This window comes from Actinomadura sp. GC306 (genome assembly GCF_004348665.1).
In the GTDB taxonomy this organism is placed as follows: Bacteria; Actinomycetota; Actinomycetes; order Streptosporangiales; family Streptosporangiaceae; genus Spirillospora.
In genome coordinates, this window is the sequence record NZ_SMKM01000047.1 from 1 (window position 1) to 21,030 (window position 21,030).

At 73.5% G+C, this 21,030-nt stretch carries 18 protein-coding genes and 1 pseudogene; 10 read left to right on the forward strand and 9 right to left on the reverse strand.

From position 1 onward, the window contains the following. The 4 genes from E1200_RS09830 to E1200_RS09845 form a co-directional block, all read left to right on the forward strand. On the forward strand, positions 1 to 856 hold an 856-nt coding region (locus tag E1200_RS09830; RefSeq protein ID WP_207933268.1), incomplete at its 5' end, for a phosphatase PAP2 family protein. Between the two features lie 310 nt (positions 857 to 1,166). After that, the gene (locus E1200_RS09835) at positions 1,167 to 2,486 is read left to right on the forward strand and encodes a bifunctional o-acetylhomoserine/o-acetylserine sulfhydrylase (RefSeq protein WP_131951519.1); all 1,320 of its coding nucleotides are present in this window, start codon (positions 1,167 to 1,169) and stop codon (positions 2,484 to 2,486) included. Beyond that, the gene (locus E1200_RS09840; protein ID WP_131951520.1) at positions 2,483 to 3,637 is read left to right on the forward strand and encodes a homoserine O-acetyltransferase; all 1,155 of its coding nucleotides are present in this window, start codon (positions 2,483 to 2,485) and stop codon (positions 3,635 to 3,637) included. Before E1200_RS09835 ends, E1200_RS09840 begins: the two co-directional genes overlap by 4 nt. 37 nt (positions 3,638 to 3,674) lie before the next feature. After that, positions 3,675 to 4,442 (forward strand): creatininase family protein, encoded by a 768-nt coding sequence (locus E1200_RS09845; RefSeq protein ID WP_131951521.1) that lies wholly within the window; start codon positions 3,675 to 3,677, stop codon positions 4,440 to 4,442. 3 nt (positions 4,443 to 4,445) lie between these two features. Here the strand turns inward: E1200_RS09845 and E1200_RS34750 are convergent. The 7 genes and pseudogenes from E1200_RS34750 to ribA all read right to left on the reverse strand — a co-directional run. Then, positions 4,446 to 5,315 (reverse strand): annotated as a pseudogene (locus E1200_RS34750) (lysylphosphatidylglycerol synthase transmembrane domain-containing protein); the annotation flags it as partial. Then, a complete protein-coding gene (locus tag E1200_RS09855) occupies positions 5,243 to 6,067 on the reverse strand; it encodes an SAM-dependent methyltransferase (protein ID WP_131951522.1) in 825 nt (274 codons plus the stop codon). The pseudogene E1200_RS34750 and the gene E1200_RS09855, both read right to left, overlap by 73 nt. Next, entirely contained in the window at positions 6,064 to 7,140 is a 1,077-nt protein-coding gene (locus E1200_RS09860) for a glycosyltransferase family 4 protein (RefSeq protein WP_207933269.1), read from the reverse strand. Before E1200_RS09860 ends, E1200_RS09855 begins: the two co-directional genes overlap by 4 nt. A gap of 20 nt (positions 7,141 to 7,160) precedes the next feature. Continuing rightward, positions 7,161 to 7,559: a 6-carboxytetrahydropterin synthase gene (locus E1200_RS09865; RefSeq protein WP_131951524.1), complete on the reverse strand. Its 399-nt coding sequence runs from the start codon at positions 7,557 to 7,559 to the stop codon at positions 7,161 to 7,163. Positions 7,560 to 7,607: 48 nt separating this feature from the next. Further along, positions 7,608 to 8,579, reverse strand: a complete 972-nt coding sequence (locus tag E1200_RS09870) for a zinc-binding alcohol dehydrogenase (protein WP_131951525.1) — start codon at positions 8,577 to 8,579, stop codon at positions 7,608 to 7,610. Next, entirely contained in the window at positions 8,536 to 9,375 is an 840-nt protein-coding gene (locus E1200_RS09875; RefSeq protein ID WP_243708448.1) for a CDP-alcohol phosphatidyltransferase family protein, read from the reverse strand. Before E1200_RS09875 ends, E1200_RS09870 begins: the two co-directional genes overlap by 44 nt. Next, complete coding sequence (ribA, locus tag E1200_RS09880; RefSeq protein ID WP_131951526.1) at positions 9,372 to 10,040, reverse strand: GTP cyclohydrolase II; 669 nt, start codon at positions 10,038 to 10,040, stop codon at positions 9,372 to 9,374. Before ribA ends, E1200_RS09875 begins: the two co-directional genes overlap by 4 nt. 496 nt (positions 10,041 to 10,536) lie before the next feature. On the opposite strand from ribA, the gene E1200_RS09890 reads away from it, so the two are divergent. The 6 genes from E1200_RS09890 (at position 10,537) to E1200_RS09915 (ending at position 16,888) form a co-directional block, all read left to right on the forward strand. After that, positions 10,537 to 11,844 carry an extracellular solute-binding protein gene (locus tag E1200_RS09890; RefSeq protein ID WP_243708449.1) on the forward strand — a complete coding sequence of 436 codons (1,308 nt, stop codon included), beginning with the start codon at positions 10,537 to 10,539 and terminating at the stop codon, positions 11,842 to 11,844. Between the two features lie 204 nt (positions 11,845 to 12,048). After that, the gene (locus E1200_RS09895) at positions 12,049 to 12,945 is read left to right on the forward strand and encodes a sugar ABC transporter permease (RefSeq protein WP_243708452.1); all 897 of its coding nucleotides are present in this window, start codon (positions 12,049 to 12,051) and stop codon (positions 12,943 to 12,945) included. A gap of 74 nt (positions 12,946 to 13,019) precedes the next feature. Continuing rightward, complete coding sequence (locus E1200_RS09900) at positions 13,020 to 13,841, forward strand: carbohydrate ABC transporter permease (protein ID WP_243708453.1); 822 nt, start codon at positions 13,020 to 13,022, stop codon at positions 13,839 to 13,841. After that, positions 13,838 to 15,262 (forward strand): GH1 family beta-glucosidase, encoded by a 1,425-nt coding sequence (locus E1200_RS09905; RefSeq protein ID WP_131951527.1) that lies wholly within the window; start codon positions 13,838 to 13,840, stop codon positions 15,260 to 15,262. Before E1200_RS09900 ends, E1200_RS09905 begins: the two co-directional genes overlap by 4 nt. A gap of 34 nt (positions 15,263 to 15,296) precedes the next feature. Then, positions 15,297 to 16,307 (forward strand): LacI family DNA-binding transcriptional regulator, encoded by a 1,011-nt coding sequence (locus E1200_RS09910; RefSeq protein ID WP_131951528.1) that lies wholly within the window; start codon positions 15,297 to 15,299, stop codon positions 16,305 to 16,307. A gap of 95 nt (positions 16,308 to 16,402) precedes the next feature. Next, positions 16,403 to 16,888 carry a nucleoside deaminase gene (locus E1200_RS09915; RefSeq protein WP_131951529.1) on the forward strand — a complete coding sequence of 162 codons (486 nt, stop codon included), beginning with the start codon at positions 16,403 to 16,405 and terminating at the stop codon, positions 16,886 to 16,888. A gap of 36 nt (positions 16,889 to 16,924) precedes the next feature. Here E1200_RS09915 and E1200_RS09920 read toward each other — a convergent pair whose 3' ends face one another. Beyond that, complete coding sequence (locus tag E1200_RS09920; RefSeq protein ID WP_131951530.1) at positions 16,925 to 19,921, reverse strand: glycoside hydrolase family 3 protein; 2,997 nt, start codon at positions 19,919 to 19,921, stop codon at positions 16,925 to 16,927. A 90-nt stretch (positions 19,922 to 20,011) separates the two neighbouring features. Continuing rightward, positions 20,012 to 21,019 carry a LacI family DNA-binding transcriptional regulator gene (locus E1200_RS09925; RefSeq protein WP_131951531.1) on the reverse strand — a complete coding sequence of 336 codons (1,008 nt, stop codon included), beginning with the start codon at positions 21,017 to 21,019 and terminating at the stop codon, positions 20,012 to 20,014. Positions 21,020 to 21,030 lie beyond the last annotated feature (11 nt).

Genomic DNA, 21,030 nt, shown 5'->3' on the forward strand with positions numbered 1-21,030 from the left:
GGCCCTTCGGCGGGGCGCGGGGGGCGGGCTGCGGCCGCTGGCCACCGAGATCGGGCTGCTGGCGGTCCTCTTCGCGTTCTACAGGTGGGGCCGGACGCTGTTCGACCACGGCCCCGCCGAGGCGATGGCGAACGCGTCGCTGCTGTGGGGGTTCCAGGACGGCCTGCTGCCGAGCGAAGTGGAATTGCAGCAGTGGGCGCTGGGCTGGGACCACACCGCCTTCTTGGCGAATGTGTATTACGTGGGCATGCACTTTCCCGGGACGACCCTGCTATTGGTCTGGCTTTATGTGCGGCACCGGTCGTCCTATAACCGGGTGAGAAACGAGCTCGTGGTGCTGACCGGGGCGGGGCTGGTCGTGCACGTGCTGTTCCCGCTGGCGCCGCCGCGGCTGGCCGGCATCGGCGCCACCGACACGATGCTGACCGTCGGCCCGTCGGCGTACCCGGCGGCGACCGACGGCCTCGCCAACCAGTACGCGGCGATGCCGTCGCTGCACGTCGGGTGGGCGCTGCTCGTCGCCGTCGCGGTGGTGCGGGTGTCGCGGAGCCGGTGGCGGTGGTCGGTCGCGATGCACGCGCCGGTCACGGTGTTCGTGGTGGTCGTGACGGCCAACCACTACTGGACGGACGCCCTCGTCGCGGCCGTCCTGCTGGCGGGGGCGATGGCGGCGGTCGCGGCCGCCGAGCGGGTACGGCGGGGCGTGCCGGCACGGGCGGCACGGGCGGCACGGGCGACGCGGGCGTGTCCCGCAGCAGGGAACGGGCATACCGGCCGGGTCGGCGGAGCCTGCGCGGGCGGGGCGGACCGCCGTTCCGGGGAGGCGCCCGCACGCGACGATCTCGTGGCGGCCTGACGGACCGTCCATAATTTGATTACCTGTGATGCACATTACCCGCAAACAAGCCTGTGACCAGGATAAACTGCCTCAATGACTTTGCTCGTGGCCCGCCGGCACGTTGACTACGGGCGCGTCACCAGCTCCGGCTGTTGCCGCGCCGCTTCTTGACGCCGCCCGCCGCGGCGCCGTCCGGCGTCCCGGCCGCGCCCGCGCGGCACCCGGCGGCGTCCCTTCCGGCCGCGCTCCGCGCCCGCCGCACCCCGCACGAGCGGGCCGGTCCCGCACGACCTCACCCACCACGGCCCCGTACAGCCCGAGGAGACCCATGAGCCAGCACGACGAGAACGCCGAGTCCGCCTGGTCGTTCGAGACCCGGCAGGTGCACGCCGGCGCCCAGCCCGACCCGACCACGGGGGCGCGGGCGGTGCCGATCTACCAGACGACCTCCTACGTCTTCCGCGACACCGAGCACGCCTCGAACCTGTTCTCGCTCGCCGAGACCGGCAACATCTACACCCGGATCATGAACCCGACCCAGGACGCGTTCGAGCAGCGCGTCGCGTCGCTGGAGGGCGGGGTCGCCGCGCTGGCCGTCTCCTCGGGGCAGGCCGCCGAGTCGATGGCGATCTGGAACCTGGCGCGCGCCGGCGACCACATCGTCTCCGCCTCCACGATCTACGGCGGGACGCACAACCTGTTCCGGCACACGCTGCCGAAGTTCGGCATCGAGGTCACCCTCGTGGACGACCCCGACGACCTCGACGCGTGGCGCGCCGCGATCCGGCCGAACACCAAGGCGGTGTTCGCCGAGAGCATCGGCAACCCGAAGGGCAACATCCTCGACATCCGCGGCGTCGCCGACGTCGCGCACGAGGCGGGCGTCCCGCTGATCATCGACAACACGGTCGCGACCCCGTACCTGGTGCGCCCGCTGGAGCACGGCGCCGACATCGTGGTCCACTCGGCGACCAAGTTCCTCGGCGGGCACGGCACCACCATCGCGGGCATCGTGGTCGACGGCGGCACGTTCGACTTCGGCGCGCACCCCGAGCGGTTCCCCGACTTCAACGAGCCCGACCCGAGCTACAACGGGCTGCGGTACTGGCCGGCGCTGGGTCCGGGCGCCTACGCCGTCAAGATGCGGGTGCAGCTGCTGCGCGACCTCGGCCCCGCGATCTCCCCGCACTCGGCGTTCCTGCTGCTGCAGGGCGTGGAGACGCTCAGCCTGCGGATGGAGCGCCACTCGTCGAACGCCAAGGAGCTGGCCGAGTGGCTGGAGGGGCACGACGACGTGGCGGCCGTGCACTACCCGGGGCTGGCGTCCAGCCCGTGGCACGACGCCGCCAAGCGCTACCTGCCGCGCGGCGAGGGCGCGATGGTGAGCTTCGAGCTGCCCGGCGGCATCGAGGCGGGACGGCGCTTCGTCGAGGGCGTCAAGCTGTTCAGCCACCTCGCGAACATCGGCGACGTGCGCAGCCTGATCATCCACCCGGCGTCCACCACGCACAGCCAGCTCACGCCCGAGGAGCACACCGCGGCCGGCGTCACCCCCGGGCTGGTGCGGCTGTCGGTCGGCATCGAGAACGTCGGTGACCTGAAGGCCGACCTGGAGGCCGGGTTCCGCGCGGCGAAGGGCGCGCTCTGACCGCCGGTCCCGAGACCGCGCCGCTCCCCCTCCCGCCGGTCTCCGGGGCCTGGCGGGAGGGGGATCCGCCCGGCCGGCGGCGCTGGGTGACGCTCGGCCGGCCGCTGCCGCTGGAGGCCGGCGGCGTCCTGCCCGGGATCCGGCTCGCGTACGAGACGTGGGGGCGGCTCGCGCCCGACGCGTCCAACGCGGTGCTGGTGCTGCACGCGCTGACCGGAGACAGCCACGCCGCCGGTCCCGCCGGGCCGGGGCACCCCACGCCCGGCTGGTGGGACGGGCTGATCGGGCCGGGCCGCCCCCTGGACACCGACCGCTGGTTCGTGGTCGTCCCGAATGTGCTCGGCGGCTGCCAGGGCAGTACCGGGCCGGCCTCGCCCCGGCCGGACGGGCGGCCCTGGGGAGGGGCGTTCCCCCATCTGACGCAGCGGGACATGGTGGCGGCGGAGGCGCTGCTCGCCGACGAGCTGGGGATCGAGCGCTGGGCGCTGGTGACCGGCGGCTCGATGGGCGGGATGCGGGCGCTGGAGTGGGCGGTGTCGTATCCGGAGCGGGTCGGGGCGCTGCTGCTGCTCGCGACCACGGCCGCGGCGAGCGCCGAGCAGATCGCCATGGCCGCGGTGCAGCTGCACGCGATCCGCGCCGACCCGGGCTGGCGCGGCGGCGACTACCACGGCGCGGCGCCGGGGCAGGGGCCGCACGCGGGGCTCGGCACGGCGCGGCGGCTCGCGCACATCACCTACCGCAGCGAGCCGGAGCTGCAGGCCCGCTTCGGCCGCCGCGCGCAGGACGGCGAGGACCCGCTGCGGTCCGGCCGCTACCAGGTGGAGTCCTACCTCGACCACCACGCCGCCAAGCTCGTGCGGCGCTTCGACGCGGGCAGCTACGTGGTGCTCAGCGAGGCGATGAACGGGCACGACGCGGGCCGGGGCCGGGGCGGCACCGCCGCGGCGCTGCGCCGGGTCACGGCGCGGACGCTGGTGGCGGGCGTCGACTCCGACCGGCTCTACCCGCTGGCGCAGCAGGCCGAGCTGGCGGCCGGCATCCCCACCGCCGACCGGCTGCGGGTGATCGAGTCGCCGAGCGGCCACGACGGCTTCCTCACCGAGACCGCCCAGGTCGGCGGCCTCGTCCGCGAGCTGCTCGGCGGCTGAGGACGCGGGAGCCCTCCGGTACGGCAGAGTTGTGGGCATGTTGCCGACGCACACGAGTTCCGAGGTCCCGGACGTCCCGGTTGCGGTCCTGCCGGTCGGGAGCCACGAGCAGCACGGCCCGTTCCTGCCGCTCACGACCGACACGGTGATCGCCTGCACGGTCGCGCGGGAGATCGCCGCCGCGTACCCCGTCCGGCTGCTCCCGCCCGTGACGATCTCGTGCTCCCATGAGCACGAGGACCCGGCCTGGCGGGGGACGGTGAGCATCTCCGCGGCGACCCTGCACGCGGTCGTCCGCGACATCGCCGAGTCGCTGCGCCGGTCGGGGGTGCCGAAGCTGGTCCTGGTGAACGGGCACGGGGGCAACTACGTGCTGGGCAACGTCGTGCAGGAGGCGCGCGGCGACATGGCGCTGTTCCCCGGCCTGGACGAGTGGGCCGAGGCCCGCGCGGCGGCGGGCGTCGAGACCTCCAACGACGACGACATGCACGCCGGGGAGCTGGAGACGTCGATCCTGCTGCACGCCCACCCGGAACTCGTCCGCGCCGGGTACGAGGCCGCCGATCACCTGGCCGGTGACCGGCGGCATCTGCTGACGTCCGGAATGGCCGCCTACACCGCGTCGGGCGTCATCGGGCGGCCGTCACTGGCCGACGCCGGCAAGGGCCGGGACGCCCTGCGGAGCCTGGTCGCGGCCTTCGGGGGCCACCTCGCGGCGCTTCACCAGCAGGGCGGCGGCGCCGGGCAGGCACGCGACGAACGTGAGGACCCCGTAGACGACGGAGACGGTGAGCCCCTGCGCTGAGCCGAGCCCGGCGGCGCCGAACGCGACGGCGAGGACGGCCTCGCGCGGCCCCCAGCCGCCGACGTTCACCGGCAGCACCATCACGAGCAGCGCCAGCAGGAGCAGCGGCACCAGGGTGGCGAGCGGTGCCGTGGCGCCGGTGAGGCGGGCGGCGACGACGAACAGCGTCAGGTGCCCGGCCAGGGCCGCCACGGACAGCACGACGATGGCGGGCCAGATGTCCAAGACGGCGCGCGTGTCGGCGAACACGGCCGCTACCGCCCGCGGCCGGCCCGTGCGGTGGCCCGTGCGGCGGCGGCGGGCGGCGACGAGCAGCAGGCTCAGGACGACCCCGAGCACGACCAGGGCCGGCGTCACGGCCGGGGCCATCGCCGACAGCACGGCCGGCTGGGTGAACAGGACGGCCAGGCCCACGAGCACCGGAACGACCTGCCCCGCAACGCGTTCGAGGAACACCGCCCGCACCCCGCGGCCGACGTCACCGGACCGGTGGCCGTGGCTCACCGCGCGGTGGACGTCCCCCAGCACCCCCGCGGGCAGGACCGCGTTGAGGAACTGGGCCCTGTAGTAGTCCGGCACGGCCCCCGCCATGGTCAGCGGCAGGCCAAGGCGCCGGGCGACGAGGCACCACCGGGCCGCGCTGAGCACGGTCGTCAGCAGGCCGATGGCGAGCGCGACCGCCACCGCGCCCGCGTCGATGGCCTTGAGCGCGTCGACGAACGCGTCGGTGCTGTGCCACCAGAGGAGTGCGGCGAGGATGCCCACCCCGATGAGCAGGCGCAGCCAGGGCCAGAGCTTCGTCAAGGGGTACCCCCGGGGAGGGCGAGCAGGTCGACGTGGTGGACCTCGGCGGTGAGCGCCCCCGCCGCGCACTCGGCGAGCCGCCGGCGCAGGTACTCGGCCGCGGGCGGTCCCAGCTCGGGGCGCTGCTCGACGGCGGCGGCGGCCCAGCCGCGCAGCCACTCGGCGGTCAGCGCGGCCTGCCCGGGGCCGAGCCGCCACGGGCTCGGGCGCGTCCGCACGGACGCGCCGCGCCGGCCGAACGCCTCGGTGGCGGCGGTGACGGCGTCCGGCCCGAGGAGGCCGCCGCGGCGCTGGTGGGCGTCGAACGCGGCGGCGATCTCGGCGTCGAGGGGGTCGGGCGGGTGCAGCCGGACCCGCCCGACCACCGACAGGGTCAGCAGCGCCGGGCAGCTCACGGCGGCGGCGATGGACTCGACCTCGGCGGCGGTCAGCACGTCCAGCAGCGCCGACGCGGTGACCAGCGACGCGCCGACGAGGTCGGACGCGCGCAACGACCCGAGGTCGCCGGCGCGGGTCTCGATCGTGGCGGGCAGCCCGTCGGCGGTGACGTAGGCGTTGCCGCGGGCCAGGTCGAGCAGGGCGGGGTCGCGGTCCTGCAGGATCCAGTGCTGCGGGCCGCGCAGCCGCCCGGCCAGCCAGCGCCCCAGGGAGCCGGTGCCGCAGCCGAGGTCCCAGATGACCAGCGGCTCGCCCGGCGGGAGCGCGGCGCGGAGCGGGTCCAGCAGCTCGGTGGCGCGGGCGACGGCGTCCGCGCCCTCCCGCAGCGTCAGCCAGGACGGGTCGAAGCCCCCCGTGTCCTCCTGGAGCGTGTCCTCCTTCACCGGGCCTCCCTGCGCAGGCGGTTCAGCACGATCGCCATCTGGCGGGCGGTGTCGTCCCAGCCGGGGAGCATGCCGCGGCGCCGCCGGGCGGCGTCGCGGAGCCGGCCCCGCAGCTCCGGCGTCACCAGCCACCGGCGCAGCGACGCGGCCAGTGCGCCCGGGTCGTCCGGCGGCACGAGGAGGCCCGGGACGGCGCCCGTGGGGTCCCAGCCGAGCGTGTCGGGCACGCCGTCGACCGCCGTCGCGATGACCGGGATGCCGCGGGCGAGGGCCTCGCTCACGACCATCCCGTACGTCTCGGCGCGGGACACCAGGAGGACGAGGTCGGCCCCGGCGTAGGCGTCGTCGAGCCGCTTGCCGGTCAGCGGCCCCTCCAGGTGGACGCGCTCGCCGAGGCCGTGCCGGGCGATCAGCCGGTGCAGGCGCGTCACGTACTCGGGGTCGCGGCGCAGCGGCCCGACGATCTCGCACTGCCAGGGCAGGTGCGCGAGGGTGCCGAGGGCCTCCACGAGGACGTCGTGGCCCTTGCGCGGCGTCACCGAGGCCACCGACAGCAGCCGGGTCGTCCCGTCGGTGCCGGTCGCGAGGGACGCCGGGTCGGTCCCGGGCGTGACGGCGTGGACGCGGGACGCCTCCAGCCCGTGGTGGGCGGTGATGTGCTCCTTCGCCCACGGGCTCGTCGCGACCACGGCCCCGGCCGCCTCCAGCACCGCGCGCTCGCCCGCGTTGAGATCGGCCTGGCCGGGTTCGTCCGCCAGCGGCAGGTGGACGAGGACCGCCAGCCGCAGCCTGCCCGCCTCCGGCACGACGATGTCGGGGACGCCGCACGCGACGAGGCCGTCCATCAGCACGACGCTCCCGTCGGGCAGGCCGGCGAGCGACCGGGCGAGCCCGTCCCGCGCGGCCTCGTCCGGGCGCGGCCACGCCCCGGGCAGCGCCAGCTCGCGGACCGTGCGCCCCGACGCGGCCAGCGCGTCGCTCAGCCGCCGGTCGTAGCGGTTGCCGCCGCTCGGCACGTCCGGGTCGTCGATGTCGCCCGGGACGACGAAGCAGATCTCCTTCGCAGCGCTCACCGGGCCGCTCACAGGGCCGCTCACAGCGCGCGCTCGTAACTGGCCCAGGCGACGTGCGACTCTTTCAGCGTCACCGTGATGCCGGTCAGGCCGCGCGCGTTCTCGCCGAGGGCGCCCGCGTGGACCCGGTCGGCGAGCCGGTCGGCGATGACCTTGGCGAGGAACTCCGTCGAGGTGTTCACCCCGGCGAAGTCCGGCTCCTCGTCGAGGTTGCGGTAGTTCAGCCCGCCCAGGACCTCGCCCAGCTCGCGGGTGGCGAGCCCGATGTCGACGACGATGCCGTCCGGGTCCAGGCCGGGGCGGCGGAACGTCGCGTCCACCACGTACGTCGCGCCGTGCAGCCGCTGCGCCGGCCCGAAGACCTCGCCGCGGAAACTGTGGGCGATCATGACGTGGTCGCGGACGGTGATACCGAACAAGGTCGTCCTCCAGATGGTCGGGATGGAAAGGACTGCAAACGCAAGGACTCAGTAAGTGATTCGCCGGCAGAGCGCGGGAAGTTCACCGCTCGCCAGCCGCGGCATGACGCGCGGCAGGTCGCCGAACGGGGTCTCGCCGGTGACCAGCGTGTCGAACGCGGGGTTCGCGAGCAGCCGCAGCGCCAGCGCCACCCGGTCGGCGAAGGTCCGCCGCGAGCGGCGCGCCGGCGACACGGTGCCGACCTGGCTGCCGCGGATCGTCAGCCGCCGCGAGTGGAAGAACTCCCCCAGCGGGACGCTGATCCGCCGGTCGCCGTACCAGCTCAGCTCCACGACCTCCCCCTCCGGCGCGAGGAGCTCCAGCGACCGGGCCAGGCCCGCCTCGGTGGCGCTCGCGTGGAAGACCATGTCACAGCCGCCTTCGGCGTCCTCGGGGGACGCGAAACCCACGCCCAGCGCCCGCGCGACCTCGGCGCGGGACGGGTCGGTGTCGACGAGCCGGACGTCGCAGCCCGGGAACCCGGCGAGGACCCCGGCGACCGAGCAGCCGATCATCCCGGCGCCGACCACGGCGATGCGGTCGCCCACCAGCGGCGCCGCGTCCCACAGCGCGTTCACGGCGGTCTCCACGGGCCCGGCCAGGATCGCGCGGCCCGGCGGCACCTCGGCGGGGACGGGGGTGACCGCGCTCGCCGGGACCACGTACCGGGTCTGGTGCGGGTAGAGGCAGAACACCGTGCGGCCGAGCAGGTCCGGCGGGCCGTGCTCGACCACGCCGACGTTCAGGTAGCCGTACTTGACCGGGCCGGGGAACGCGCCGTCCTGGAAGGGCGCCCGCATGATCGCGTGCTGGTTCGGCGGGACGTTCCCGTTGAAGACGAGCGACTCGGTCCCCCGGCTCACCCCGGAGCAGACCGTCCGGACGAGCACCTCGCCGGGCCCCGGCTCCGGCAGGGCGACGTCGCGGATCTCCCCCTTACCGGGCGACCGGATCCAGAAGGCGCGGGCGTCGCGCTCCATCCGTGCTCCTCCCCCGATCCTCCCGGCCCGCCGGCCGGTTCGCGTGCCGCCGCGTGTACAGCCACGCGACGTCCCGCCCGAACGACCACACCAGCACCGCGAGCGCCGCCGCCACCAGCAGGGCCGCGAACGGGACGGCGCCCGAGGCGGCCACGGTCAGCGCGACCCCCTGCACCACCGCGACGGCCTTGCGCGCGATGCTCGGCCGCAGCTCGGCCCGCAGCCACGGCGCCGCCCACGCCGCCGCGCCGAACACGTACCGCATCGCCCCGATCGCCAGCACCCACGCCCCGGCGGACCAGGCCACGTGCACGCTCAGCACCAGGACGAGGAACGCGTCGACCTCCATGTCGAACCGGGCGCCGAGCCGCGACGCCGTCCCGGTGCGGCGGGCGACCTGCCCGTCGACGCCGTCCAGGACGAGCGCCACCGATGCGGCCGCGACCAGCGTCCACGTGTGGCCGTCCCCCATCAGATGCCCCGCGACCAGCGAGGTGACACCACCCGTGAGGACGACGCGACCAAGAGTGACGTGGTCGGCGGGCCCGAGCGTCCGCCGGTGGCGGAAGGCCATGGTGAGGACGGCCCACGACACCAGCGCGTAGGCGACACCGGCGGCGATGCCCGCGATCCCGGGCCGCAGCGCGGCGAGCACCGCGAACTGCACGCCGACCGCGGCCGCCAGCTCCACGCCGCGCGGCGGCACCGGAATCCTGCGGCGCGGCGACCCGGCGGTGTAGAGCACGCCCGGCGGCGCCGTCGTCAGCGGCCGCGTGACCGCCATGGGGCGCGTCATCCGTGGACCTCGCTGACCGGCGCCTCGCCGGCGCCGTCCAGCCCCGGGGCCTCCAGCTGCGGAAGGTCGTGGCCGAGCCGGTCGCGCTTGGCGGTGAGGTAGCGGACGTTGTCGTCGCTGACCGGGACGAGCAGCGGCACGCGCGCCGCGATGGCGACCCCGTAGGACTCCAGCGCGCTCACCTTGACCGGGTTGTTGGACAGCAGCCGCACCGACCGGACCCCCAGGTGGCGCAGGACGCGCGCCGCCGGCCCATAATCGCGGACGTCGACCGGCAGGCCGATGGCCGTCGCGGAGTCGACGGTGTCGAGGCCCTGGTCGTCCTGGAGGATGTGGGTGCGGACCTTCGCCACCAGCCCGATCCCCCGCCCCTCGTGGCCGCGCAGGTACACCAGGACACCGGCGCCCTCGCGGACGATCGCGTCGAGGGCCGCGCCGAGCTGGTCCCCGCACTCGCAGCGCGTGGCGGCGAAGATGTCGCCGGTCATGCACTCGGAGTGCATCCGGACGAGCACGTTCTCCCTGCCCGCGACGTCGCCGCGCACGAGCGCCATGTGCTCGTGCCCGTCGACCGGGTCCCGGAACGCGACGGCGCGGAAGACGCCGCGCCTCGTCCGGAGATCCGCCTCCGCTATGTCCTTCTGGTCGATGCCCTGGTCCCGCATCGCTCCCCTTCCTCGGCTCCGCAATCACCCTGTACTACGTGGCCGAGGCACCAGGTGGTTGCGTTGGACGGTCCGTATACCCCGTGGCACGGAGGGAAGACGTCGCAGGGTTCAGCGCAGGCGCGTCCGGACTTGGCGCTCATACCTCCCGTCGGCGACGCCGGACGGCCCCGGCGTCGCCGATATCGGCGGCCGCTCCGCGGCTCCCGCGCGCCGCGGACGGAGCTGGTCTACCGGCCGGAACTGGTCGTCCGCCGGTCCACCGCGGCGGCGCCCGCGGCGGCCCGCCCGGCCCCCGCCGCGGCCGGGCCGGCGTCCGTCCGGGATGATTGACCGGGGGCTGACCGCGGGTCGGGGCGGGCCTGACCGGCCCGCCGTCCCGGCGGAGATGTTGTAACGAATATGTTTCAGCTCATTGACAGTGAGGCCCGTCACGGTCTTTCATCCGTGGGAGCGCTCCCACACACTGGAAGTCACAACCTGAGAGGGGTCCGCCATGAGGGCCATCATGCGGCGCGGACTGAGTACGGCGATGGCGGCGGTGCTCGTCGGCGGCCTGGTCGTATCCTGCGGCGGGGACGACGGCGGGGACGGCGGCTCGGACGGCGGTCCGGTCGAGCTCACCGTCGACGTCTTCGGCGAGGCGGGGTACGAGGAGATCGCGAAGCAGTACGAGCAGTCCCACCCCAACGTCACCGTCAAGCTGCGCAAGGTCTCCAGCCTCGACGAGTACAAGCCGCGCATCCAGCAGTGGATGTCCACCGGAAGCGGCGCCGGCGACGTCGTCATGCTGGAAGAGGGCATCCTGCCGCTCTACATGCAGCAGCCGGACAAGTTCGTCAACCTCTTCGACCACGGCGGCAAGGAGCTGGAGAAGAACTTCCTGCCCTGGAAGTGGCAGATGGGCGTCAGCCCGGACGGCAAGCAGCTCGTCGGCCTCGGCACCGACGTCGGCCCGCTGGCCATGTGCTACCGCACGGACCTGTTCGAGAAGGCCGGCTTCCCGACCGACCGCGAGAAGGTCGGCGCGCTCTGGCCGACGTGGGACGAGTTCCTCGCCAAGGGCCAGGAGTTCCAGGAGAAGGTCCCCGACACCAAGTGGCTGGACGGCCCGACCGCCGTCTTCCGCGCGACCGTCCTGCAGAACGCCGGCAGCGGCCCCGGGCACAGCTTCTTCGACAAGGAGAACAACCTCGTCTTCGGCACCAACCCGGCTGTCAAGCAGGCATTCGACACGGCGCTGAAGTTCGAGCAGAGCAAGCTCACCGCCGACATGTCGATCTTCACGCCGCCGTGGCAGACGGCGCTGAAGCGCGACACGTTCGCCACCCTCCCGTGCCCGTCGTGGATGCTCGGCGGCATCGAGGAGTTCTCCGGTGAGGCCGGCAAGGGCAAGTGGGACGTCGCGACCATCCCGGGCGGCTCCGGCTACTGGGGCGGCTCGTGGCTGGCCGTTCCGAAGCAGACCAAGCACGCCAAGGAGGCCGCCGAGCTGGCCAAGTTCCTGACCTCCCCCGAGGGCCAGGTCGCCGCGTACAAGGCCGCGAACGTCTTCCCGTCCTCGCCGCAGGCCGCGCAGGACCCGGCGGTCGCGGGCGCGAAGAGCGAGTACTTCAACGACGCCCCGGTCGGCAAGATCTTCGGTGACCTGGTCGCCGCGGTGAAGCCGGTCCACCTCGGGCCGAAGAACGAGGACGTGCGGGCCGCGGTCGAGAACGTCCTGGTGTCGGTGGGCCAGGGCAAGCAGGACGCCGGCGGCGCGTGGAGCAAGTCGGTCGAGGAGGCGGAGAAGGCCGCCCGCTAGTTCCGGCGGCCGTTCGACCACGGCGGCGGCGCCGCGCCGCAACCTCCCCGCCGGCGCCGCCGCCGTACCCATCCCTCCCTCAGCCCCGTCCTCGGAAAGGAGGCGCACGACGTGACCACCGATCTGCGCCCCAGCCGGAACGGCCCCCCGCCGCCCACGCCGGCGAAGGCCGACCCGGGGCCCCGCCGCACCTGGCGGGCCCGGCTGGCCCGGCTCGACGTGAAGGGCGCACCGTACGCCTTCATCTCGCCGTTCTACATCGTCTTCCTGATCTTCGGCGCGTTCCCGCTGGTCTTCACCCTCTGGGTCTCCCTGCACGACTGGGAGCTGGCGTCCGGGACGCGCGACTTCGTCGGGCTGGACAACTACGACTACCTGCTCACCGACTCCGACTTCTGGCACGCCACGGTCAACACCGTCGGGATCTTCATCATCGCGACCGTGCCGCAGCTGCTGCTCGCGCTGATGATCGCGAACGCGCTGAACCGGCGGATGCGGACGCCGACGCTGTTCCGCATCGGGATGGTCGCGCCGCTGGTCACCTCGACCGCCGCCGTCGCGATCGTGTTCACCCAGATGTTCGACCAGGACTGGGGGATGATCAACTGGTTCCTCGGGCTGTTCGGCGTCGACGCGATCGCGTGGAGCAGCAGCCGCGGCTGGTCCTGGCTGGCCATCGCCGTCATGGTCGACTGGCGCTGGACCGGCTACAACGCGCTGATCTACCTGGCCGCCATGCAGGCCATCCCGAAGGACCTCTACGAGGCCGCCGCGATCGACGGCGCGTCCCGCATCCGGCAGTTCTGGCAGATCACCGTGCCGATGCTGCGTCCCACGATCATCTTCACGGTGATCATCGCGACGATCGGCGGGCTGCAGCTGTTCACCGAGCCCGTCCTGTTCAGCATCCACACGCCGAACAAGATGGACGGCGGCCCGCTGCACCAGTTCCAGACGATCACGATGTACATGTACGACAACGCCTTCAACAGCGACCGGTACGGCTACGGCGCCACCGTCGCCTGGGCGCTCTTCCTGATGATCATCGTGTTCTCGCTCATCAACTTCCTGGCCGTGCGGCGCACGGGAGGCACCAAGTGACCACGCTCCTGGCCGGCCCCGGGCGGCGCCCCGAGGGCAAGCACGCCGCCGCGCCCGCCGGCCGCTTCCGCGGCCTGTGGAACGCCAGCCCGCTGACCTACCTCACGCTGATCGCCGCGCTGTTCCTGTCGCTCTTCCCGATCTACTGGATGATCGCCGTGGCGACCCGCACCAACGACGTCGTCGCCGACGTCCCGCCGCCGCTGCTGCCCGGCGGCAACGGCGCGGCGAACATCGAGCGGCTGTTCGGCAACCCCGACGCCTACTTCGCCAAGGGCCTGCTGAACTCGGTGATCGCCTCCGGGGTGGTGACGATCACCACGGTGTTCTTCGCCTCGCTCGCCGGGTTCGCCTTCGCCAAGCTGCGCTTCCGCGGCAAGAACGGGCTGCTGCTGGTGATCATCGCGACGATGATGATCCCGGTGCAGATGGGCATCATCCCGCTCTACATGATCATGGTGGAGCTGGGCTGGCAGAACGAGCTGCAGGCCGTCATCGTCCCGTTCCTGGTCACCGGGTTCGGCGTGTTCATGATGCGGCAGTACGCCGAGCAGGCCGTCCCGGACGAGCTGATCGAGGCGGCCCGCGTCGACGGGTGCACCACGTTCGGCATCTACTGGCGCGTCGTGCTGCCCGCGCTGCGGCCCGCCGCCGGCGTCCTCGGCCTGTTCACGTTCATGCAGACCTGGAACGAGTTCATGTGGCCGCTCGCCGTGCTGAACCCCGACAACCCGACGGTGCAGCTCTCGATCAACAACCTGGCGAACGCCCACTTCCAGGACTACACGCTCATGTTCGCCGGGACCAGCGTGGCGGTCCTGCCGCTCCTCATCGTGTTCATCATTTTCGGCCGCCAGATCATCGGCGGAATCATGGAAGGTGCTGTGAAGGCGTGACCTCCCTTAAGGACGACACCAGCGCGACCTCGGCCGCGCAGTTCCCGACCGGGTTCCGTTGGGGGGCCGCGACCGCCGCTTACCAGATCGAGGGCGCCGCCGGGGAGGGCGGGCGCGGCCCGTCCATCTGGGACACGTTCTGCCGCACGCCCGGCAAGGTGCTCGGCGGCGACACCGGCGACGTCGCGGTGGACCACTACCACCGCTTCCCCGAGGACGTGCGGCTCATGACCGACCTCGGGCTGACCGCCTACCGGTTCTCGATCTCCTGGCCCCGGGTGCAGCCGGCCGGGGCCGGGGCGTTCAACGAGGAGGGCCTCGACTTCTACCGCCGGCTGGTCGACGCGCTGCTGGACGCGGGCATCGAGCCGTGGCCGACGCTCTACCACTGGGACCTGCCGCAGCCGCTGGAGGACGCGGGCGGCTGGCCGGAGCGGGAGACCGCCCACCGCTTCGCCGAGTACGCGGCGCACGTGCACGCGGCCCTCGGCGACCGGGTCCACCACTGGACCACCATCAACGAGCCGTGGTGCGCGGCGTTCCTCGGCTACGCCTCCGGAGAGCACGCGCCCGGCCGGCGCGACCCGGCCGCGTCCCTGTGGGCCGCCCACCACCAGATGCTCGGCCACGGCCTGGCGATCGAGGCGATGCGGGCCCGCACCCCGGACAACCGGTTCGGCGCCGCGGTCAACCTCTACGCGATCACCCCCGCGTCCGACGACCCCGCCGACGTGGACGCGGCGCGCCGCATCGACGGGCTGCAGAACCGGCTGTTCCTCGACCCGCTGCTGCTCGGCCGCTACCCCGAGGACGTCATGGCGGACATGGACGGGCTCGGCTTCGCCCCCGCGGACGCCGACATGGCCGTGCTCGGCACGCCGCTCGACCAGCTCGGCATCAACTACTACTCGCGGCACACCGTCGCGGGCACGCCCGGCGAGGCGGCGCAGACCGCGTCGTCGCCGTTCTCCACCCACTCCCCGTGGGTCGGCAGCGACCACGTCCGGTTCGTCTCCGCCGGGCGTCCCGTCACCGGGATGGGCTGGGAGATCGACGCGGACGGGCTGCACGAGGTCCTCACCCGGGTGCACCGCGACTACCCGGAGGTGCCGCTCTACATCACCGAGAACGGCGCCGGCTACGACGAGGTCCCGGACGGCGATGGCACGGTCCAAGACGCGGGGCGCATCGCCTATCTCGACGACCACCTGCGGGCGTGCCACCGCGCCATCGCCGACGGGGTACCGCTTCGCGGCTACTTCACCTGGTCCCTGCTGGATAATTTCGAGTGGGCGTGGGGGTACTCCAAGCGCTTCGGGCTGGTCCACGTCGACTACGCCACGCAGCGCCGGGTGCCCAAGGACAGCGCGCGGTGGTACGCGGGGGTCATCCGGCGGGGCGGGCTGCCCGGACAGGGCTGACGCACGCGGGGACCGGACGGACGGAGGGGGTCGGATGACGGGCAGCAGCACCCGTCCCACGCTGGAAATGGTGGCGGCGAGGGCAGGTGTCGGGCGCGGCACCGTGTCGCGGGTGGTCAACGGATCGCCGCGGGTCAGCGCCCAGGCCCGCGAGGCGGTGCTGAAGGCGATAGCGGAACTCGGGTACGTGCCGAACCGGGCGGCCCGGACGCTCGTCACCCGCCGCACCGACACCGTGGCGCTGGTGGTCGCCGAGTCCGACCAGCGGCTGTTCGACGAGCCGTACTTCGCCGGGATCATCCGGGGGATCAGCAACGGCCTCGCCGACACGGGGCTGCAGCTGCTGCTCGCGCTGGCCCGCTCCCCCGACGAGTACGGGCGGCTGGAGGAGTACCTCACCACCCAGCACGTGGACGGGGTGCTCCTCACCTCCCTGCACGCCGAGGACCCGCTGCCCGCCAAGCTGGAGGCCAACGGCGTCCCGACGGTGCTCGGCGGGCGCCCGCCCGGCCTGTCGCCGGTCAGCTACGTCGACGTCGACAACCGCAGCGGCGCCCGCGAGGCCGTCACCCACCTGATCACCGGGGGCCGACGGCGGATCGCCACGATCGCCGGCCCGCAGGACATGGGGGTGGGCATCGACCGGCTGGCCGGCTACCGCGAGGCCCTCGCCGAGGCCGGGCTGCCCGAGTACGTCGAGTACGGCGACTTCGGCGAGGCCAGCGGCATCGCCGCCACCGAGCGGCTGCTGGCCGCCGAGCCCGCCCTGGACGCGGTGTTCGCCGCGGACGACCCGATGGCGCTCGGCGCGCTGCGGGTGCTGCGGCGGCACGGGCGCCGCGTCCCCGGCGACGTCGCGGTGATCGGGTTCGACGACTCGGCCGCCGCCCCGCTGGCCGACCCGCCGCTCACGACCGTCCACCAGTCGGTGGAGGAGATGGGCGTGGCGATGGCCCGGCTGCTGATCTCGCGGATCCGCGGCGAGACCATCGAGGACCCGGTCGTCATCATGCGGCCCCACCTGGTCCGGCGCGAATCGGCCTGAGGTGCGCCACGGGGGCGTGCCGGTGAGGGGCGGGCGCGGGCCGGCGCCCGTCCGGCGGGCCCCTCACCGGCGCTTCCGCTGCCTATGATCGTGCCATGGCCTACGAACCGACCGCCGCCGAGCTCGGCCATCTGAACCGCTGCGTCGAGCTCGCCGCCGAGGCGCTCGGCGCGGGCGACGAGCCGTTCGGGTCCGTCCTGGTGTCCGGGTCCGGGGAGGTCCTCTTCGAGGACCGCAACCGCGTCGCGGGCGGCGATCACACCCGGCATCCCGAGTTCGAGATCGCCCGGTGGGCGGCGCGCAACCTCGCCGAGGGCGACCGCGCCGCCGCGACCGTGTTCACCTCCGGCGAGCACTGCCCGATGTGCTCGGCCGCGCACGCCTGGGTGGGGCTCGGCCGCATCGTCTACGTCCACTCGTCGGCGCAGCTCACCGCTTGGCGCACCGACCTCGGGCTGCCGCCGGGGCCGGTCGCGCCGCTCCCGGTGCGGCAGGTCGCGCCGGGCCTCCCGGTGGACGGCCCGGTCGCCGCGCTGGAGTCCGCGATGCGCGACCTGCACACCCGCTTCGCCGAGTCGTAGGGGCCCTCCCCGGCCGAGGCCGGGGAGGGCCGGGTCTCAGCGGGTGAGGGAGAAGGTGCTCAGGCGGGTCTCGCCGGTGAAGACCAGGTAGACGTCCCGGTCTCCGCGGGCTCCGGTGAGCGGTGCGGTGATCTCCTTGTAGGTGTACTCGCCGCCGGTGGACGGGACGTTCAGCGTGCCCGCCACGGGGCCGTCGGGACGGTCCAGGCGGACCTGGATCGTGGTGGCGTTCGTCCCCGCGACGCGTGCGGTGACCTTGCCGGTGGACCGGCCGAGGTCGGCGTCCGCGAACTTCAGCCACGAACCGGCGGCACCCGCCACCGCGTCGCCGCCGGCCTTCGACTCGTCGACCAGTTCGATGCCGTCGTGGTCGTCGAAGTCGGCGCCGCGGGTCGGCTTGGACAGGTCCCGGTCGGGGATCGTCTCGCCGCGCACGTTGAGGTGCGCGCGGCTGCGGATGTCGGCGGCCGAGGAGCCGATCAGCAGGTCGTGCTTCGCCTTCTCGACCGTCCACTTGCCGCGGGTGACGTCCCAGATGGCGAGGTCGGACGCGCTCAGCCGGAACTTCGCGTGCACCGTCTCACCGGGCTCGACGTGGATCTTGTCGAAGGCGCGCAGCTTCTTGAGCGGCTGCTTGACCCGGGAGTCCCGCTGGCGTGTGTAGAGCTGGACGACCTCGTCGCCGGCCGTCCGGCCCGTGTTGGCGACCGGGACCGTGACGGCCACCGTCCCGTCGCGGCCGATGGAATGGGTGCCGAGCCGCGGCTTGCCGTAGCGGAACGTCGTGTACGACAGGCCGTGGCCGAACGGGTAGAGCGGCTCGCCCTTGAAGTACTGGTAGGTGCGGTCGCTTTTGATGATGTCGTATTCGAGGATGCCGGGAAGGTCGGCTTCGGAGCGGTACCAGGTCTGCGGGAGTTTGCCCGAGGGGCTCTCGTCGCCGAAGAGGACCGCCGCCAGGGCGTTGCCGGTCTCGGCGCCCGCGTGGCTCGTCCACAGGATCGCCGGGACGTTCGCCTGCTCCCAGTTGAGCGTCGTCGGGTAGCTGTTCTCCACCACGACGACGGTGTTCGGGTTGGCCTTGCGGACGGCCTTGACGAGCTCGGACTGGCCTTCGGCGAGCGCCATCGTGGTGCGGTCGTGGTCCTCGCGGCCGTTGATGAACGGCATGCTGCCGACCACGACGACGGCGGTGTCCGCGCCGGCCGCCGCCTGCACCGCCGACTCGACGCCGCTGCTGATGACGTCCTTGGCGAACCGGCCCGCGTCGTCCTTGGTGGTGAGGACGAGCGTTCCGTCGTCCTGGGCCTTCAGGTACGTCTTCGCCGGGTCGGCCCAGTCGTAAGCCTTCTCGTAGCCGGCGTAGCGGATCAGGACGGTGCCGTCGTCCTGCTCTTCGAGCTTGAACATCTGCTGGACGAACCAGTCGTTCGGCTGGTCCTGGTCGTTGGCGAACGTGTCGCCCCAGTTGTGGCGGCCGACGACCTTGCCGTTGGCCGCGCTGCGCAGCGTCACGACGCCCTGGCCCCAGTCGAACACGTCGAACCGGGTGGTGGCGTCATCGGAGTCGGCCGCGCCGGTCTTCAGGACGGTGCCCGCGCCCGTCCCGCCCGCTATGTACTCGCCGGTCTCGACGTCCTTGAGGGCGATCCGGTCGACGCCTTCGCTGGTGGTGACGTTCCCGGCGCCGGCCCTGCTCCGGATGCCGTCCAGCGGCGTGACCTCGTACGGCAGGTCGCCGGAGTACCAGTCGGTGTAGAGGGTGTCCGAGAGCTGCCCCACGACGGCGACCTTCCCGGCCGGGAGCGGCAGCGTCCGGCCCTCGTTCTTGAGCAGCACCATCTGCTCGGTCGCGGCCTCGCGGGCGACGGCGCGGTGGGCGGGGCCGTCCACGACGTCCTTGGTGATCCTCCCGTGCGGGCCGCCGCCCGGGTCGAACTCGCCGAGCCGGACCCGGATGCTCAGGATGTTGCGGACGGCGCGGTCGATGTCGGACTCGGCGAGCAGCCCGCGCGCCAGCGCCTCCTTGACCGCGTTGACCGTGATGGACGAGTCGGTGTTGTCGGTGGTGAAGCTGTCCACGCCCGCCTTGAGGACGGCCGCGTCGGCGGTGGCGAGGTCGGGGAAGTACCGCTGCGAGTTGACGAGGTTGTTGGGGCCGCCCGCGTCGGTGACGTTGAACAGCGTGCGGTCCGTCCAGGACCGGATCAGGCCGCCCGCGTCGGGCGTGACCGTCGCGGGGCGGCCGTTGACGAGGTTGTAGGCGGTCATGACCCCGGTGACGGCGTCCCGGCTGATCGGCATCTTGAACGGGACCTCGTCGTACTCCTTGCCGACCCTGGGCCGCAGGCTGGAGGACGTCTGGTCGCGCCGGATCTCGTTGTTGTTGGCCATGTAGTGCTTCAGGACCGGGGCCGTCTTGAGGTGGTCCGGGTCGTCGCCCTGCATGCCGTGGCCGTAGGCGGTGGCGAGCAGGCCGGTGAGCAGCGGGTCCTCGGAGTAGCCCTCCTCGTTGCGGCCCCAGCGCGGGTCGCGCAGCGGGTTCACGACCGGCGCCCACAGCTGCAGGCCCCACACGTCGGGGTTCTCGGCGTGGTAGCCGCGGGCCTCGGTGCCGACGACCGAGCCGACCTTCTTGAGCAGCTCCGGGTCCCAGGTGGCGCCGAGGCCGACCGACTGCGGGAACACCGTCCCCTTGGCCCGCACCACGGCACCCTGGTTGTGGATGTCCGTGGACCACGCGACGCCGTGCAGCGCCTCGGTGCCGGTCTTGAACCGGCCGATGCCGAGCCTCGGGATGGCGGGCTGGTACTGGTGCAGCAGGGAGATCTTCTCGTCGAGCGTGAGCCGTCCGAGCAGGTCGCCGGCCCTGGCGTCCACGGACAGGCCCGGGTCGCGGAACGGGAGGGTCTCGCGGGCGGCGGCGGGCGGTGCCGCCAGCGCCAGCGGCGCCGCCAGCACGGCGGCGAGGACGAGGGTCAGCGGCCGGCCGCGCCGGCCGGGGGAACGGGGGTGTCGATGGGGTCTGGGCATCGATTCTCCTCTGGGAACTGGCCCCCCGATGACGTGTCGAAGCGCTTCGATAACGGGCCGTGGCGGGCCCCGGCATTCCCCCTTCGGGTGTCAGACGGCGGCGGGCGCGCTGCTGGCGCGCCGGGTCAGGGTCGGCGGGAGCAGGGTCGCAGCGGGCACCGGAACCCCGTCCAGCTTGGCCATCAGCAGCTCCACGGCGCGCCCGCCGACCTCCTCGGCGGGTATCGCGACCGACGACAGCGGCGGCTCGGCGTGCTCGGCCATCTCGTCCGGGCAGATCGCGACCACCGACACGTCCTCGGGGACGCGGCGCCCGGCCGCGCGCAGCGCCGCCACCACCGGGCCCACGACCGGCTCGTTGTGGACGAGCACCCCGGTCAGGCCGGGGCGTTCGGCGAGCAGCCGCCCGACCAGGTCGCGGGCCGCGTCGGGGGCGGCCTCGCACGGGTGGACGTCCCCGGTCAGGCCGTGCGCCCGGACGGCCTCGGCGAACCCGTCCGCGACCCGCCGCGCGTAGCCGGTCTGCCGGGCGTACACCTCGGGCGGCGAGCCGATCATCGCGATCTCGCGGTGCCCGAGCCCGGCCAGGTGCTCGACGCAGAGGGCGCCGGCGGCGTGGAAGTCGAGGTCGATGCAGGTCAGGTCGCCGGCGTCGGCGGGGAAGCCGATCAGCACGCTCGGCCGGTCCAGGGAGCGCAGCAGCGGCAGCCGCGGGTCCTCCATCTGCACGTCCATGACGATCAGCGCGTCCACGAGCGCGCTGTCGGCGACGCGGCGCAGGCCGTCCTCGCCCTCCTCCTGGGTGAGCAGCAGGACGTCGTGGTCGTGCCGGCGCGCGGCGGTGACCACCGAGACGGCGAACCGCATGACGACGGGGACGGCGATGCCGGAGCGCAGCGGGACCATCAGCGCGAGCACGTTGGAGCGGCTGCTGGCGAGCGCGCGGGCGCCCGCGTGCGGCCGGTAGCCGAGCTCGCGGATGCTGTCGCGGACCCGCCGCCGGGTCTCCTCGGAGATCGAGCGCTTGCCGCTCAGCACGTAGGAGACCGTGCTCGGCGAGACCCCCGCGTGCCGCGCCACATCAGTGATCTTGACCACGGCCCGTCCCG

What these genes read in the sequence shown, in the direction of transcription:
- E1200_RS09835 (WP_131951519.1), top strand. Translation starts at nt 1,167, where the DNA reads ATGAGCCAGCACGACGAGAACGCCGAGTCCGCCTGGTCGTTCGAGACC.
- E1200_RS09845 (WP_131951521.1), top strand. Translation starts at nt 3,675, where the DNA reads ATGTTGCCGACGCACACGAGTTCCGAGGTCCCGGACGTCCCGGTTGCG.
- E1200_RS09870 (WP_131951525.1), bottom strand. Translation starts at nt 8,579, where the DNA reads ATGGAGCGCGACGCCCGCGCCTTCTGGATCCGGTCGCCCGGTAAGGGG.
- E1200_RS09875 (WP_243708448.1), bottom strand. Translation starts at nt 9,375, where the DNA reads ATGACGCGCCCCATGGCGGTCACGCGGCCGCTGACGACGGCGCCGCCG.
- ribA (WP_131951526.1), bottom strand. Translation starts at nt 10,040, where the DNA reads ATGCGGGACCAGGGCATCGACCAGAAGGACATAGCGGAGGCGGATCTC.
- E1200_RS09890 (WP_243708449.1), top strand. Translation starts at nt 10,537, where the DNA reads ATGAGGGCCATCATGCGGCGCGGACTGAGTACGGCGATGGCGGCGGTG.
- E1200_RS09910 (WP_131951528.1), top strand. Translation starts at nt 15,297, where the DNA reads ATGACGGGCAGCAGCACCCGTCCCACGCTGGAAATGGTGGCGGCGAGG.
- E1200_RS09915 (WP_131951529.1), top strand. Translation starts at nt 16,403, where the DNA reads ATGGCCTACGAACCGACCGCCGCCGAGCTCGGCCATCTGAACCGCTGC.
- E1200_RS09920 (WP_131951530.1), bottom strand. Translation starts at nt 19,921, where the DNA reads ATGCCCAGACCCCATCGACACCCCCGTTCCCCCGGCCGGCGCGGCCGG.